The following is a 13,940-nucleotide window of genomic DNA, read 5'->3' on the forward strand; positions in this document are numbered from 1 at the left end:
GGTCAGCGGAAGATCCCGGTGTGGCCCAGGGAGTAGCGGCCCGGCTGCGGGTAGACGGCCAGGCCGTGCGGCCCCTCCCCCACCGGGATCTTCGCCAGCGTCTTGCCCGTACGGGTGTCCAGCGCGTACACCTCCGAGTTGTAACGTCCGGACAGCCACAGCACATTGCCGTCCGCGGAGACACCGCCCATGTCCGGGCTGCCACCGCCGGGAATGTGCCACTTGTCCACGAGAGCGCCGCTCTTGAAGTCCAGCAGTGACACCGAGCCCTCGCCGCGGTTGGAGATGTACATCTTCTTGGAGTCCCGGCTGACATAAAGGCCGTGCGCGCCCTTGCCGGTGGGCAGCAGCCGCGGCGTGGTGAACCGGTCCCCGTCCAGCACCCACACCCCGTCGGCCATCATGTCCGCGATGTACCAGGTCTTCCCGTCCGGCGAGACCTTCACGTCCTGCGGCATCGCACCCCGGAAGGGCAGCTTCTGCTGGCCGATCACCTGCATCTTCTCGGTGTCGACCTTCAGCAGCTCGGCCGAGAACTCGCAGGAGACGACGAAGTAGCGCCCGTCCGCGGAGAAGTCGGCGTGGTTGACCCCCGCGCAGGTGACCGGGACCGTCTTGCGCACCGCCATGGTGTGGGGGTCCCGGAAGACCAGCTCCTTGTCCATGGAGGCCATCACCACGGCGTACTTCCCGTTGGGCGTGAAGTAGAGGTTGTACGGGTCGTGGACGTCGACGGGCTTGCCGGCCCGGCCGGTCGCGGGGTCGATCGGCGTGAGGTCGTGGCCCCGGTTGTTGTTCACCCACAGCGTCTTCAGGTCCCACGACGGCACGACGTGCTGCGGCTGCACCCCGACCGGGATCGTCTCGATGACCTTGTACGTCCTGGGGTCGATGACGCTGACCGTGTTGGAGTTGGTGTTGGGCACGTACACCCGCGACGGGAAGTTCCGCACCCGCGGCACCAGCATGTCGGGGCGGTCCGCCGCGTACACGTCGTTCTCCTCCAGCGGCGGCGGCATGCCGGGCAGGCCGGGCCGGGCGGTCTTCTTCGGCGCGGGCCGCTCGGCCGTGGGGCTGGGGCGGGGGTCTTGTCGGCGGCCTCCAGGTCGGTGCCGCCGCCGCAGCCGGCCGCCGCCACCAGCGCGCAGGCCGTGGCGAACAGCGCCGTCCGGCGGCCGGCCCGGCGGCCCTCGTACGTGCCGCCCGTCACCCGGCGGGCACGCGTCACCGTGTGAGGGGCAGGGTCGTCCTGTCGGCCGGGGCCGCTTCGACGAGCGCGGCTGTCCCGTCGAGCACGACTGTCTTGATGATCAGGGTCGTCTTGATGAGCACGGCTGTCTTGATGCGCACGGTCGTCACGGTCTTCGATACGGGTCCGGTCAGCCATCAGGTCACTAGCTCCGTTGTCGTCACCGCGCGCAGTCCGCGCCGGTGCAGGCCGTCGAGGATCGGGGGCAGCGCGGCGAGCGTACCGGCATGCCCGAAGTGCAGGCTCACCACCGAGCCCGGGCGGATACGGTCCAGTACGGTACGCCGGACGGCCGCCGGTCCGGGATCCTCGGCGTCCAGGGAGTCCACGTCGTAGGACAGGACGTGCGGATAACCGGCCTCCCGGGCAAGGCGGGTCACCAGTCCGGTGGCGTGCTGCGTCCGTGAGGGGCGGAACCAGCTTCCGATCGACCCGGTGAGGGCGCGCAGCCGGTCGGCGCACCGGCTGATCTCCGCGTACGCCTCGCGGGCGGGCAGCGCGCCGATGTCCAGGTGCCGCATGGTGTGGTTGCCCAGTTCGTGGCCACCGTCCAGGATCCGGCGGGCGATGGCCGGCTGCTCCTCCAGCCAGGTGCCGACGGCCAGGACGGTGACCTTGGCGCCGGCCTCTTCGGCCCGCGTCAGCAGCGCGGTGGCCAGGGCCGGGTCGCCCTGGCCGTGGAAGGTGAGCGCGACCTGCCGTCCGGTGCGCGATCCGTGGCCGATCTCCACGGGCAGTCCGGGAACGCGAGTGGGGGGCCGCGCGCGGAGCGGGGCGGCCCCCGGTGGGGCGGCACCCGGCGAGGCGGGGTGCGCGGAGCCGGGTCCGCCACCGCCGGCACCGCCCGGGTGCGGCGTACCGGAGGCCGGGGCGCCCGCGGTGTCCGTACGGCCTTGGGCGCAGCCCGGCGCGAGGGCGCCGACGGCCGCGGTGGAGAGAGCCACGCGCAGCACGGAGCGCCGTTGTAGGGAGGTCACCACACCATTAGAGGGGCAATCATCCCAAAACCGGTAGATTTATCGGATTTTTGCGTTGCGTGTCTCTTTTGCCCGGCGTGTCGCCCGCGTCCACCCCTGCGTTTGCGTACGCTGGCGGGTCCGGAAGCGTACGGGCGGCCGGAACCGGATCTACGCGGACGGCCAGGCGTCCGCGAGCAGCGCGCGGGTGTCGGCCAGGAGCTGCGGCAGCACCTTGGTGTGCCCGACCACCGGCATGAAGTTCGTGTCCCCGCCCCACCGCGGCACGACGTGCTGGTGCAGATGGGCGGCGATCCCGGCGCCGGCGACCCCGCCCTGGTTCATGCCGATGTTGAAGCCGTGCGCCCCCGACGCGGTGCGCAGCGCACCCATCGCCCGCTTGGTGAACTCCGCCAGTTCCAGGGTCTCCGCCTCGTCCAGCTCCGTGTAGTCGGCGACGTGCCGGAAGGGGACGACCATGAGGTGGCCACCGGTGTACGGGTAGAGGTTGAGCACCGCGTAGACCCGCTCACCGCGGGCGGTCACGAGCCCGTCCTCGTCGGACTTGGCCGGGATCGTACAGAACGGGCAGCCGTCCTCGGCCCCCGGACCGGTCGGCTTGTTCTCCCCCTGGATGTAGGCCATCCGGTGGGGCGTCCACAGGCGCTGGAAGGCGTCCGGGGTCCCGACTCCGATCTGCTGTTCCGGCTCAGTCGTCATGGTGTGCAGCATATTCGCCCGCGGCGGGCGAAACGCAGAGAGGGGGCGGTCCCGGCGGGACCGCCCCCTGAAACTCCGCGTGCACGGCAACCACGGCACCTTGTACCTGTGCGCGCTCCGGATCCTGGGATCACCCCCGCGTCGGCGGGGGCATTCCTCACACCTGGACGCGGCGCTCCACCACGTCGACGAGCTTCGCGATCGCTTCGTTGCGGGCGATCCCGTTCTCCTGCGACCCGTCCCGGTACCGGAACGACACCGAGCCCGCGTTCATGTCGTCGTCACCGACGATGACCATGAACGGCACCTTGCTCCGCTGAGCGTTCCTGATCTTCTTCTGCATCCGGTCCGACGAGGCGTCCACCTCGACCCGCAGCCCGTGCTTCCTCGCCTCCTGCGCGAACTCCTGGAGGTAGGGCACGTGCGCGTCACCGACCGGGATGCCGACCGCCTGCACCGGAGCGAGCCAGGCCGGGAAGGCACCCGCGTAGTGCTCCAGCAGCACGCCGAAGAACCGCTCGATCGAACCGAACAGCGCGCGGTGCAGCATGACGGGCTGCTGCTTGGAGCCGTCCGCCGCGGTGTACTCCAGACCGAACCGCTTGGGCTGGTTGAAGTCGACCTGGAGGGTGGACATCTGCCAGGAGCGGCCGATGGCGTCCCGCGCCTGCACGGAGATCTTCGGGCCGTAGTACGCGGCGCCGCCCGGGTCCGGGACCAGCGGCAGGCCCTGCTTCTCGGCGGCCTGGCGCAGCGCCTCGGTGGCCTCCTCCCAGTCCTCGTCCGAGCCGATGAACTTGTCCGACTCCGGATCGCGGGTGGACAGCTCCAGCTCGAAGTCGCTCAGGCCGTAGTCGCGCAGCAGGTCGAGCACGAAGGTCAGGAGCGTGTCCAGCTCCTGGGGCATCTGCTCCTTGGTGCAGTAGATGTGCGAGTCGTCCTGCGTGAAGCCGCGCGAGCGGGTCAGGCCGTGCACGACGCCCGACTTCTCGTACCGGTACACGGTCCCGAACTCGAACAGCCGCAGCGGCAGTTCGCGGTAGGACCGGCCGCGCGACTTGAAGATCAGGTTGTGCATCGGGCAGTTCATGGCCTTGAGCCGGTAGTTCTGCCCGTCGAACTCGATGGGCGGGAACATGCCGTCCGCGTAGTGCGGCAGGTGCCCCGAGGTCTCGAAGAGGTGTTCCTTGGAGATGTGCGGGGTGTTGACGAACTCGTAGCCCGAGTCCTCGTGCCGCTTGCGGGAGTAGTCCTCCATCACCTTGCGGACCACGCCGCCCTTGGGGTGGAAGACCGCGAGGCCGGGGCCCAGCTCCTCAGGGAAGGAGAACAGGTCCAGCTCCGCGCCCAGCTTGCGGTGGTCGCGCTTCTCCGCCTCGGCCAGGAACTCCAGGTACGCCTTCAGCTCGTCCTTGGACGGCCAGGCGGTGCCGTAGATGCGCTGGAGCTGCGGGTTGCGCTCGCTGCCCCGCCAGTACGCGGCGGCCGAGCGCATCAGCTTGAAGGCGGGGATGACGCGGGTGGTCGGCAGGTGCGGACCTCGGCACAGGTCCTTCCAGCACAGCTCGCCGGTCTTGGCGTCGAGGTTGTCGTAGATGGTCAGCTCGCCGGCGCCCACCTCGGCGTCCGCGCCGTCGGCGGCCTGTGCGGCGTTGCCCTTGAGGCCGATCAGTTCGAGCTTGTACGGCTCGCCGGCCAGCTCCACCCGGGCGTCCTCGTCGGTGGTGACCCGGCGCGAGAACTTCTGCCCGCGCTTCTGGATCTCCTGCATCTTCTTCTCGATGCGCTTGAGGTCCTCGGGGGTGAAGGGCTCCTTGACGTCGAAGTCGTAGTAGAAGCCGTCCCGGATGGGCGGGCCGATGCCGAGCTTGGCCTCGGGGAAGAGCTCCTGCACGGCCTGCGCCATCACGTGGGCGGTGGAGTGGCGCAGGATGTTCAGGCCGTCCTCGGAGGAGATCTCGACGGGCTCGACCTCGTCGCCGTCGGCCAGCTCGTACGCGAGGTCCTTCAGCTCCCCGGCCACCCGCGCGGCGACCACGGTGCGCTCGCCCTGGAAGAGGTCGGCGGCCGTAGTTCCCGTCGTCACCACGCGTTCTTCCCGCTCGGAATCGCGTTGGACGGTCACACGGACGTCTGACACCGGTCTCTCCTGACTCATGTCTGTGCACGGCAGCGATCGCTGCGCCATCGAATCGTACCGATTGCGCGGACCGGCTCGCCAAGCGGATGGGGCCGCCGTGGCGCGGGTGCCACGGCCCCCGGCGGCGTCATTCGCCGGCCGGCGGCCCGCCGCACACGTCCCCGAAGAGGTCCATGTTCTCCTGGAGCGACTTCAGCAGCCGGTCCCGTTCGGCCTCGTCGACCTGTACGGGGGTGACGTCGTGGGCCCCGGTGATCCGGCGGAAGCCGCCCCGGCTCTCCAGCCGGCCGTGCACCCGTACCGGCAGCCCGACCAGGTGGGCGTGGCCCGCGACCCGGTAGTCCTCCTCGGCCAGCACCGCCCGTACCTGGAGCACATCGGCCCCGGCGATCACCCGCAGCCGTACCGCGCCGGGCCCCTGTGGCCGCTCCCTGCGCAGCCGTACGACCGTGCCGGTGACCTGGACGGGCAGCGAGGGCTCCTCGCGTACGTAGCGCCGGGCGGCCTGCCGCAGGGCCGGCAGGTCGCCGGGGGAGAACTCCACCGGCTCGGGGCGGGCCGCGCGGCCGGCCGGCGCCCCGGCCGCCGGGGACCACTCCACCGAGATCCGTACCCCCCCCCGCGGACCAGCGTGATCAGCGCCTCGGTCAGCTCGTGGCACACCCCCAGCTCCACGGCCGCGTCGAAGGCGTCCATGCCGCCGGTGGCCCGCTGGTAGTCGGTGGCGTCACGGGCCGCGTGCAGCGCCCGCTGGAGCCCGGCGACCACCGTGCGGCCCGCCGCCACCGGTACGTACGCGGTGAGCCGCCGGCCGGCCGGGGCGGGGCCCACCAGCACCTCGTCCATGAACGCCGCGGCCCGCCGTTTGTGCCGCGCGCCGTAGTAGCCGGCCCGGCCGTACGTGCCCAGCGCCCCGGCGATCAGCATCGAGCGGGCCGCCGTGCGCAACTGCTCCTGGGCCACCCACGGCGTGGTGCCCGACCCGTCCTCCGGGACGTCCCGCTCCCAGCGGACCTCGTCGCTGGGCACCGCCAGGCCCGCCAGCACCTCACGGGCCGAGGGCGCGGCGCTGTGCGCGAGCGCGGCCAGCGCCTCCGCCAGCAGGTCGCCGCTGTCGGGGAAGGAGCGGTCGTGCGGCACCAGCAGGCTGGTGCCGCCGGCTCCGCCGGGCGGGGTCCAGCGCGCGTAGTGCCCCGCGGCGCCTCCCCTGCGCCGCCAGCCGTGGCGGGCCAGCAGCGCGCTGAGCACCGCCGGGTCGGGCTGCACGGGGCCGGTCCCGGAGGCGGGGCCGGGCCGGGGCAGCGGGCCGGGCCGCACGGGCCGCAGCGGCGTGGTGTTCGGTGGCCGGTAGGCGTGCTCGTCGGTCGGCCGGTGCATCAAGGTCTCCCTCCCGCCCCGACCCGCGTCATGATCTCGCAGAGCGCACGGTCGTCGAAGATCCGCGTGGTCGGGATGCGCACAGTGGTCCTGCGCCTGCCGGTCGCCTTGTGGCCGGCCAGGTTGGTCCAGTAGCAGCAGTGCCGCAGTTCGAGGCAGTCGTGGCCGGCCCGCAGCCAGTCCTCCTGGCTGCGCGGAACGAGCATCACGACGAGGATTTTGTGCACCGACACCGGCGTACGGGCCAGCTTGACCAGGTGGTCGTTGTCGAGCGTGAAGGAGAAGCTCGGGCCCGGCGGGTGGGGGGCGACCTGGTAGGTGCACTTGAGCTGCACCTTGATGGTGACCTCGTCGTCCACGGCGTGGCCGGCCGCGCCGTGGCTGACGTGCCAGTCGATGCCGTGGTCGGGGAAGGGCTGGGCCAGCGAGCAGCCCGCGGCGGCGGCGACCGCGTGGAGGTAGCCCACCTGGAGGGTCTCCATGCAGGCGGTGGTGGCCAGTCCGCCGCGCGGCGGTGCCACCCGCTCGGGCGCCAGTCCGCCCGCGCGAAGTCCGGCACGGGCGGGGCCCCCGGGTTCGGGCTGTGCGAGCGTCATCGCTCCAGATGCCTTCCGGCCGGGCCGATCGAGGGTGACGGAGGGCGGGGGTAGGTGCGCCTGACGGCGCCTCAGCAGACGTCCGCACGCTTCCGGCGGACGCCTTCGCCGGACCGCGTGGGGTCGCGGCGGCCCGCCTCCTGTCCTGCCTGTGTTGTCTCCCGTCCAAGTGGTCAACAAACAACGGCGGTTCGACAACCGGAAGCCTCGGGTATCACCAGCTCGGGCGGTTCGCCTGGAACCACCCGCTGCACGAACGCGAGGAGTTGTGAACATGCCGTGCTGGTACGACGGTCCGCTGGCTTCGTTCGACACGGAGACGACCGGGATCGACGTCGAGCGAGATCGCGTGGTGTCCGCCGCCCTGGTCGTCCAGGAGACGCCGCGCTGCGCACCGCGCGTCACCCGATGGCTGGTCAATCCGGGTGTGGAGATACCCGAGGAGGCCACCGCCGTGCACGGCCTGACGGATGAGCACCTGGCGCTGCACGGCCGCTGGCCGGCGCCCGTCATGGATGAGATCGCCCGCGCCCTGGCCGACCAGGCCATGATGCGCCGGCCGCTGGTCGTGATGAACGCGCCGTTCGACCTCACCCTCCTCGACCGCGAGTTGAAGCGCCACCGCGCCACGGCACTGGACCACTATCTGGGCATGAACCCGCTGCACATCCTGGATCCGCGGGTCCTGGACAAGCACTTCGACCGCTACCGCAAGGGCCGGCGCACCCTGGCCGACCTGTGCGCGCACTACGAGGTCGAGCTGACCGGCGCCCATGAGGCCGCCGCGGACGCGCTGGCCGCCCTGGGCGTCGTACGGGCCCTCGGGTGGGCCTTCGCCGACCGGCTGGAGGGGGTGAGCGCGGCCGAGCTGCACCGCCTCCAGGCGACCTGGCACGCCGCGCAGGCCCGCGGCCTGCAGGCGTTCTTCACCCGCAACGGGACGCCGGAGCCGGTGGATCCGCACTGGCCGGTGCGCCCGGAGCTGCCCGCGGCGGCCTGAGCCGGGAGGCGGAAGAAGCGCCCGCCGGGAAACGTCCGGGACCGCGCGCCCGGGCCGAAAGGCCGGGGAACCACACCAAAGCCGAAGGGCCGGGCCGCCTTTCGGCGGTCCGGCCCTTGGGACCCGGTGGGCGATACTGGGTTCGAACCAGTGACCTCTTCGGTGTGAACGAAGCGCTCTCCCACTGAGCTAATCGCCCGGGTTCGTGCTGGTGTTCCCCGGGGTTTCCCCCGCGAACGACCTGAACAATACAGGCCGACGTGCCCTTCCAACAAATTGCCTTTCCGCCGGTCTCCGCGGTCTCCGCCGGCCTGCGCCGGCCGCCCCGTGCCGGGGCCGGACACCCGGACACCCGGTCACCCGGTCACCCGGTCACGCCGGGGTCCGTCGGCCGCCGTCCGGTCCGGTCCGTCCCCGTCCGCTCCTGACCGTTCCTGTCCGTTCCCGTCCGGCGCGGCGCCACTGTCGCGCGGCGCCACTGCCAGCACGGCGTCTCTGTCAGCACGGCGTCTCTGTCAGCCGCGGGCCAGCCAGGCGGCCAGGCCGCGCCGTCCGGCACGCATCATCAGCGCGTGATTGGCGAGGAACAACGGCCGGCCGGGCAGTGCGAGCCACCGCATCAGCGGCCTGCGCACCACCACTTCCTGCTCGAAGAGGACCCGCGCACCGGCGCCGCTCGCGCCGACCGTCCAGCGCGCCCACCCCTCCAGGTCGCCCCGGATCATCATCTCCAGCACGCCGGCGCCCGGGTCGCGCCGCGACGCGCTGCCGGTGATCCTCAGCTCGTACGGGAGCAGCGAGCGGATGCGGGCGGTGCCGTTCCCCTCACCCTGAAGGGTCACCGAGCGGATCTGGGGCCACCACCGCGGGTAGGCCTCGGCCCGTTCCAGGACGGCGTAGACGACGGCGGGCGGTGCGTCCAGCAGCCATACGCTGCGAAAGCGGTAGCGGTGTACTCGGCGCGACCTGTCCGGCATGGCCACAAGTGTGCCGCCCCGGCCGACGACGGAGTCCCGGCGTGCGGGCGTTGTGACGGGCATGGCTCAATAGCGGTCACGGCGCGGCGACAGCGGGCCCAACAACAGCGCGGGCCCAAAGGCTTGAAGCCTTTGGGCCCGCGACCGGGGTGGGCGATACTGGGTTCGAACCAGTGACCTCTTCGGTGTGAACGAAGCGCTCTCCCACTGAGCTAATCGCCCGGCGCACCGCCAACATTACCGCACGTCGGAGGGGTCTTGTGACCACCTGGGCCGACGCGGGGTCACTCGTCGACATTCCACGGCAGCGCGAAGCCGAACTTCCACACGTACACCGCCAGTGCCACCACGACGATCACCAGGGCGACGCTCGTCAGAATGATGTTGCGCCGCCGCACCTTCGGGTCGAGCGCCTTGTGGGCGGCCTCGGTGACCTTGCGCTTGGTCCAGCGCAGCACCAACTGTGCCCAGACGAACTCGGTGGCCCAGATCGCCATGCCGGCGAAGATCACCAGCCAGCCCGGTCCGGGCAGCGGCAGCATGATCACGCCCGCCACCACCACCGCGAGGCCGACCACGAAGACCCCGACCTGCCAGCTCAGGTGCAAGGTGCGGGAGCGTTTGACGAAATGCGGCGCCCGCGACCCGAGGGCCGGATCCGGCGCCTTCGTCTCCGACACCCCGGTTCCCTGCCTCCCGTTACTGTGCGTGTCCATACCGGCAAACCTACCTGAGCCCCACGGTCACCGGAATGGCCGCCGAGGAGGATCCGCGGCTCCGCCGTAAGGGGTACCTGAAGCCACCCAAAACCCTCAGAGGGGTTTACAACGGCACCGTAGGTGGCATGTCGATTTCGCCGACGTGCGAATCCCCGAGCGCACACTGAGCGAAAGGCCCTGGCGCTTATGAACACCACGGTCAGCTGCGAGCTGCACCTGCGCCTCGTTGTGTCGAGCGAGTCCTCACTGCCTGTACCCGCGGGCCTGCGGTATGACACGGCCGATCCTTATGCCGTGCACGCCACCTTCCACACCGGAGCCGAGGAGACGGTCGAGTGGGTCTTCGCCCGCGACCTCCTCGCCGAGGGCCTGCACCGGCCCACGGGCACCGGAGACGTCCGCGTGTGGCCGTCCCGGAGCCACGGACAGGGCGTGGTCTGCATCGCCCTGAGCTCCCCGGAAGGCGAAGCCCTGCTGGAGGCCCCGGCGCGGGCCCTGGAGTCCTTCTTGAAGAGGACCGACGCGGCGGTTCCGCCCGGTACCGAACACCGCCATTTCGATCTCGACACCGAGCTCTCCCACATTCTCGCGGAGAGCTGAGAGGCACCGACGTCATCGACCGCAGCCCATCACCGCCTCACACCGTTCCTCACCTGCGACCGTCCGACTCGGGGCGACGGCCCAGGAGTGAAAATCTCATACGGCACGACCCGGCGCCGTCGCCGCGGACCCACCGCGGAGACGGCGCCGAGGCTTGTTGTTACCGATAGAGTCGACGACCATTCGGCAACGACACCAGGGCGCCACCCGCCCGTTCCCACCCGGCCAGGGAGCCAAACCGTGATGATCACCCATGACACCCGGTGCGCGCTCGACGCGGTCGTCGACCTCTTGAACACCGCCCCCGAGGGTGACTCCCCCGGGGCCCCGGACAGCCTCACCGACCTCGCGGCCCTCCGGGAGTTCGTCGCCCGCAACGACATCAGCGACGTGGGCACGCTCAGTGACCGCGACCTGGCCGCCGTACGGTCCGTACGGACGGCGCTGGCGGAGGTCTTCGCGGCGACCGACGACCGCGCCGCGGCCGAACGCCTCAACGACCTGGTCGCCTCCGCCGGCACCACCCCCCGGCTGACCGACCACGACGGCTACGACTGGCACGTCCACTACTTCGCTCCCGGCGCCTCGGTGGCCGACCACCTCGCCGCCGACGGCGGGATGGCGCTGGCCTTCCTGGTGGTCGCCGGGGAGCGGGAACGGCTGCGGCACTGCGAGGCGCCGGACTGCCGGTTCGCGTTCGTGGACCTCTCACGCAACCGCTCCCGCCGCTACTGTGACAGCCGTACCTGCGGCAACCGTCTGCATGTGGCGGCATACCGGGCGCGGCGGCGTGAGGCGGCGGGCTGAGGACCGGTACGCCCCGTCCGGCCCGTCGTCGGCCCGCCGTGTGCGGTCTCCCCGCACACGGCGTCCATGTACATGACTCCACGCACACGGCGTCCATGCGCACGGTGACGCCGCACGCGCAGCTCCCGCATTCGATGCCGTCTCATAGGTGCCGTCTCATAGGAGATAGAGATCGTGCAGGGCGCCGGCCAGCAGCAGGACGGCGATGACGGTGAGGAAGAGCATCAGCGGCGGCTGGGACAACGCGAAAAGGCAGCCGCGCGTTTCGGGGACCGGGGAGTCGTCCCGCGTCAGGGCCTCGTCCCGGGTCAGGGCGCACTCGTCGTTCATCTCGCGCCGATGATGACGTACGTGATCGCCCGAGGGCGTCCAAAGCGCGCCGCGTCAGCGGGAGTTCATCAAATCCCGTGTTTTTTCAGGATCGCTTCGATGTCCGAGAAGTCATCCTTGGGAGGGGTGGCCTGGGCCTTCGGCGCCGGCGACGCGGCCTTGCGCCCGGAAGAAGCACCCATGGCCGGGCCCGCCGCCGCACCGAGCGAGGGAGCGGAGGCGGTGGGGGCCACCGCTTCGGGCTGCCGGCCGGCCGCGCCCTTGCGCACCCTGCGCTCCTTGCGGCCGGCCCCGCCTATCCGGCCCGTACGCCGCTCCACGATCCGGCTGATCATGAACAGCAGGGCCGACAGGGCCAGCACGCCGAAGCCCGCCCAGACCGTCGGCTTGAAGACCAGGTCCGTCACCCAGTCGATGGCGCCGGTCATGACCAGGCCGATGGGGATCAGGGAGAACGCCGCGACACGCGTGGCGGCCAGGAAGCGCCTGCGGTATGCCGTCAGGGCGGCGATGCCCAGGCCCGCCGCCGACACCGCGGCGCAGACGGTCGAGGTCAGCATCCGGTCCTCCTGCCGATGAGTTTGTCGTGGTGGATCAGCTTCACCTTCCATCCTGCCCCGTCCGGTGCCGTCCGAGCCATGCCTCGGGGCAGGCTCAGGGAGATCTCGGGGTCGGCCTCCTCCGTAAGTCCCACACCGGCCCCCGCGCACGTCGGGGTCGGCCCGCGCACGTCGGGGTCGGGGCCGCCCGTGTCGGGGTCGGGCCTGCGGGTCGGCCCCTTGCAGGTCGGTGCCTCGCGGGTCGGTGCCGGGCCCCTGCGGGTCCCGGTTCCTGCTCCCGGCCGGCGGCTGGAAGACTGGCCCCATGAACGACGCTGCGTCTTCCTCGTCCCCCTCGTCTCCCTCGCCCCTCCCCTCCCCCGTCGTCCTGGACGTCTGGTGCGAGCTGCAGTGCCCGGACTGCCATGCCGCCCAGGAGGACCTGCGCGTGCTGCGCGAGCGCTACGGCGACCGGCTGGACATCCGGCTGCGCCACTTCCCGCTGGCCAAGCACCAGCACGCCTACGCCGCCGCGCAGGCCGCCGAGGAGGCGATGGTCCAGGGACAGGGCCAGGCGTTCATCGAGGCGGTCCTCGCGCGCGTGGCGGAGCTGGACACCCGCGGCGAGCGGCTGCTGCTGGAGGTGGCCGGCGAACTGGGCCTGGACGCCGAGGAGATGGACACCGCGCTCATCGACGGACGGCATCTGCTGATCGTGGACGCGGACCAGGCGGAGGGCAAGGCGATCGGCGTCACCGGCACCCCGACGTACGTGATCGGCGGCGAGCGGCTGGACGGCGGACAGAGCCAGGCCGGGCTGCGCGAGCGCATCGAGGAGATCGCCGACCGGCTGCTGGCCGATCAGGGCTGAGCCGTACCGCCCCGGCCCACACCGCCCCGGCCCACACCGTCCCGTACCGCGCCACCCGGCCCCGGCCCGTACCGCCCGGCACCCGCTGCGGCACCACCCGGCACCGCTACAGCAGCGGTTTCCCGAACACGTACTCCTCGACGGTGTACCCCAGCGACTCGTAGAGCCCGCGGGCCGGCGCGTTGTCCGCGTACACCCTGAGCCCCAGCAGCGGCTGTCCCGCCGCCAGGCACTCCCGCTCCGCGACGAGCATCAGCGTGCGCCCGTGCCCCCGGCCCCGGTGCCCGGGGGCGACCCGTACGTCGAAGACGTACCCGCCGGGCCGCTGCTCCGGTGCGCGCAGCGCGACCCACAGACTGCCGACGTCCGTGCCGTGGTGGGCCAGGACCCGCAGCCGGTGGCCCGGGGTCCCGGGGCCCCGCGGCAGCATCGTGCGGTGTTCGTCCGCCGACTGCCGCTCGGCCGTCTCCCGGGGCACGCCCAGCGCCACCCGCATCCGTACGAACTCGGTGTGCGCCCCCTCCAGCCAGGCCGGGTACTCCTCTTCGCCCAGCGCCCGGTCCCGGCTGCCCTCCGGCAGCTCCGGGGGCGCGCCGAGCCGCTTGAGCATCCGGCGGCTGCGCTCGGTGTAGCCCAGGGCGGCGGCCAGCCGCAGCGCCACCGGGGCGTCGGCGGGGACGGTCAGCGCGATCTGCCGGCAGCCCCAGCCGCGCAGCACCTCCTCGGCGGCCAGCGCGGCGACCGTGCCGCGCCCGCGCCGCCGGTCCGGGCCGTCGATCTCCAGGGTCTCGATCAGGCCCATGACGGGGCCCAGCCGGGGGTCGGTGGACAGCCGTATGCGACCCACGGGCCGGCTGTTGACGCACACGTCGTACGTACGCGCCCGGCCCCCGTCATCGTGCCGTTCTTCCGGACCGTCGGGGCGCAGCGTTGTCGTCACGAGGACTTTTCTACTCGGTCCCGCGCGCCGCCGTCATCACCGGGAGCCGAAGTCGTGACGGTGGGCCGAGGGGACCGCGAGCCGGTGCGGAGGCCGACGTCATCACCGGCAGTCCGGGA

14 protein-coding genes, 2 tRNA genes and 2 pseudogenes are annotated in these 13,940 nt (G+C 71.8%); 4 read left to right on the forward strand and 14 right to left on the reverse strand.

Annotation, left to right across the window (positions count from 1 at the left end):
• Positions 1-2: 2 nt before the first annotated feature.
• The 7 genes and pseudogenes from KGS77_RS04550 to KGS77_RS04575 form a co-directional block, all read right to left on the reverse strand.
• Positions 3-1,210: pseudogene (locus KGS77_RS04550) on the reverse strand (hypothetical protein).
• Between the two features lie 14 nt (positions 1,211-1,224).
• Entirely contained in the window at positions 1,225-1,350 is a 126-nt protein-coding gene (locus KGS77_RS34550; protein WP_277994183.1) for a hypothetical protein, read from the reverse strand.
• A 36-nt stretch (positions 1,351-1,386) separates the two neighbouring features.
• On the reverse strand, positions 1,387-2,202 hold the full coding sequence (locus KGS77_RS04555) for a polysaccharide deacetylase family protein (RefSeq protein ID WP_242578794.1): 816 nt from the start codon (positions 2,200-2,202) through the stop codon (positions 1,387-1,389).
• Positions 2,203-2,376: 174 nt separating this feature from the next.
• On the reverse strand, positions 2,377-2,937 hold the full coding sequence (locus KGS77_RS04560) for an HIT domain-containing protein (protein WP_242578795.1): 561 nt from the start codon (positions 2,935-2,937) through the stop codon (positions 2,377-2,379).
• Positions 2,938-3,082: 145 nt separating this feature from the next.
• A complete protein-coding gene (gene thrS / locus KGS77_RS04565; protein ID WP_242578796.1) occupies positions 3,083-5,065 on the reverse strand; it encodes a threonine--tRNA ligase in 1,983 nt (660 codons plus the stop codon).
• Between the two features lie 127 nt (positions 5,066-5,192).
• Positions 5,193-6,442, reverse strand: a pseudogene (locus tag KGS77_RS04570) (hypothetical protein).
• On the reverse strand, positions 6,442-7,038 hold the full coding sequence (locus KGS77_RS04575; protein ID WP_242578797.1) for a DUF4365 domain-containing protein: 597 nt from the start codon (positions 7,036-7,038) through the stop codon (positions 6,442-6,444). Before KGS77_RS04575 ends, KGS77_RS04570 begins: the two are co-directional and overlap by 1 nt.
• 274 nt (positions 7,039-7,312) lie before the next feature.
• Here KGS77_RS04575 and KGS77_RS04580 point away from each other — a divergent pair, with 274 nt between their 5' ends.
• Positions 7,313-8,038 carry an exonuclease domain-containing protein gene (locus tag KGS77_RS04580; RefSeq protein WP_242578798.1) on the forward strand — a complete coding sequence of 242 codons (726 nt, stop codon included), beginning with the start codon at positions 7,313-7,315 and terminating at the stop codon, positions 8,036-8,038.
• Between the two features lie 127 nt (positions 8,039-8,165).
• Here the strand turns inward: KGS77_RS04580 and KGS77_RS04585 are convergent.
• The 4 genes from KGS77_RS04585 to KGS77_RS04600 form a co-directional block, all read right to left on the reverse strand.
• A tRNA-Val gene (locus tag KGS77_RS04585) sits at positions 8,166-8,237 on the reverse strand.
• Positions 8,238-8,553: 316 nt separating this feature from the next.
• Positions 8,554-9,015, reverse strand: a complete 462-nt coding sequence (locus tag KGS77_RS04590) for an SRPBCC family protein (RefSeq protein WP_242578799.1) — start codon at positions 9,013-9,015, stop codon at positions 8,554-8,556.
• 150 nt (positions 9,016-9,165) lie between these two features.
• A tRNA-Val gene (locus tag KGS77_RS04595) sits at positions 9,166-9,237 on the reverse strand.
• Positions 9,238-9,299: 62 nt separating this feature from the next.
• On the reverse strand, positions 9,300-9,731 hold the full coding sequence (locus KGS77_RS04600; RefSeq protein ID WP_242578800.1) for a TIGR02611 family protein: 432 nt from the start codon (positions 9,729-9,731) through the stop codon (positions 9,300-9,302).
• Positions 9,732-9,920: 189 nt separating this feature from the next.
• On the opposite strand from KGS77_RS04600, the gene KGS77_RS04605 reads away from it, so the two are divergent.
• Together KGS77_RS04605 and KGS77_RS04610 are read left to right on the forward strand one after the other, a co-directional pair.
• A complete protein-coding gene (locus KGS77_RS04605; RefSeq protein ID WP_003959770.1) occupies positions 9,921-10,334 on the forward strand; it encodes an SsgA family sporulation/cell division regulator in 414 nt (137 codons plus the stop codon).
• 240 nt (positions 10,335-10,574) lie between these two features.
• Positions 10,575-11,141, forward strand: a complete 567-nt coding sequence (locus KGS77_RS04610) for a CGNR zinc finger domain-containing protein (protein ID WP_242578801.1) — start codon at positions 10,575-10,577, stop codon at positions 11,139-11,141.
• A gap of 156 nt (positions 11,142-11,297) precedes the next feature.
• Here the strand turns inward: KGS77_RS04610 and KGS77_RS04615 are convergent, their stop codons facing one another.
• Both KGS77_RS04615 and KGS77_RS04620 read right to left on the reverse strand, forming a co-directional pair.
• Positions 11,298-11,471: a hypothetical protein gene (locus tag KGS77_RS04615; protein WP_242578802.1), complete on the reverse strand. Its 174-nt coding sequence runs from the start codon at positions 11,469-11,471 to the stop codon at positions 11,298-11,300.
• Between the two features lie 68 nt (positions 11,472-11,539).
• A complete protein-coding gene (locus tag KGS77_RS04620; RefSeq protein ID WP_242578803.1) occupies positions 11,540-12,031 on the reverse strand; it encodes a hypothetical protein in 492 nt (163 codons plus the stop codon).
• 304 nt (positions 12,032-12,335) lie between these two features.
• On the opposite strand from KGS77_RS04620, the gene KGS77_RS04625 reads away from it, so the two are divergent.
• Entirely contained in the window at positions 12,336-12,881 is a 546-nt protein-coding gene (locus tag KGS77_RS04625; protein WP_242578804.1) for a DsbA family protein, read from the forward strand.
• 106 nt (positions 12,882-12,987) lie between these two features.
• Here the strand turns inward: KGS77_RS04625 and KGS77_RS04630 are convergent, their stop codons facing one another.
• Positions 12,988-13,821 (reverse strand): GNAT family N-acetyltransferase, encoded by an 834-nt coding sequence (locus KGS77_RS04630; protein ID WP_242578805.1) that lies wholly within the window; start codon positions 13,819-13,821, stop codon positions 12,988-12,990.
• Between the last annotated feature and the right edge of the window lie 119 nt (positions 13,822-13,940).

The organism is Streptomyces sp. MST-110588 (assembly GCF_022695595.1).
In the GTDB taxonomy this organism is placed as follows: domain Bacteria; phylum Actinomycetota; class Actinomycetes; order Streptomycetales; family Streptomycetaceae; genus Streptomyces.

Excerpts from the sequence above, each read along its gene's own strand:
- KGS77_RS04625 (WP_242578804.1), top strand. The coding sequence starts at position 12,336 with ATGAACGACGCTGCGTCTTCCTCGTCCCCCTCGTCTCCCTCGCCCCTC.
- KGS77_RS04590 (WP_242578799.1), bottom strand. The coding sequence starts at position 9,015 with ATGCCGGACAGGTCGCGCCGAGTACACCGCTACCGCTTTCGCAGCGTA.
- KGS77_RS04605 (WP_003959770.1), top strand. The coding sequence starts at position 9,921 with ATGAACACCACGGTCAGCTGCGAGCTGCACCTGCGCCTCGTTGTGTCG.
- KGS77_RS04600 (WP_242578800.1), bottom strand. The coding sequence starts at position 9,731 with ATGGACACGCACAGTAACGGGAGGCAGGGAACCGGGGTGTCGGAGACG.
- KGS77_RS04620 (WP_242578803.1), bottom strand. The coding sequence starts at position 12,031 with ATGCTGACCTCGACCGTCTGCGCCGCGGTGTCGGCGGCGGGCCTGGGC.
- KGS77_RS04560 (WP_242578795.1), bottom strand. The coding sequence starts at position 2,937 with ATGCTGCACACCATGACGACTGAGCCGGAACAGCAGATCGGAGTCGGG.
- KGS77_RS04575 (WP_242578797.1), bottom strand. The coding sequence starts at position 7,038 with ATGACGCTCGCACAGCCCGAACCCGGGGGCCCCGCCCGTGCCGGACTT.
- KGS77_RS04615 (WP_242578802.1), bottom strand. The coding sequence starts at position 11,471 with ATGAACGACGAGTGCGCCCTGACCCGGGACGAGGCCCTGACGCGGGAC.
- KGS77_RS04580 (WP_242578798.1), top strand. The coding sequence starts at position 7,313 with ATGCCGTGCTGGTACGACGGTCCGCTGGCTTCGTTCGACACGGAGACG.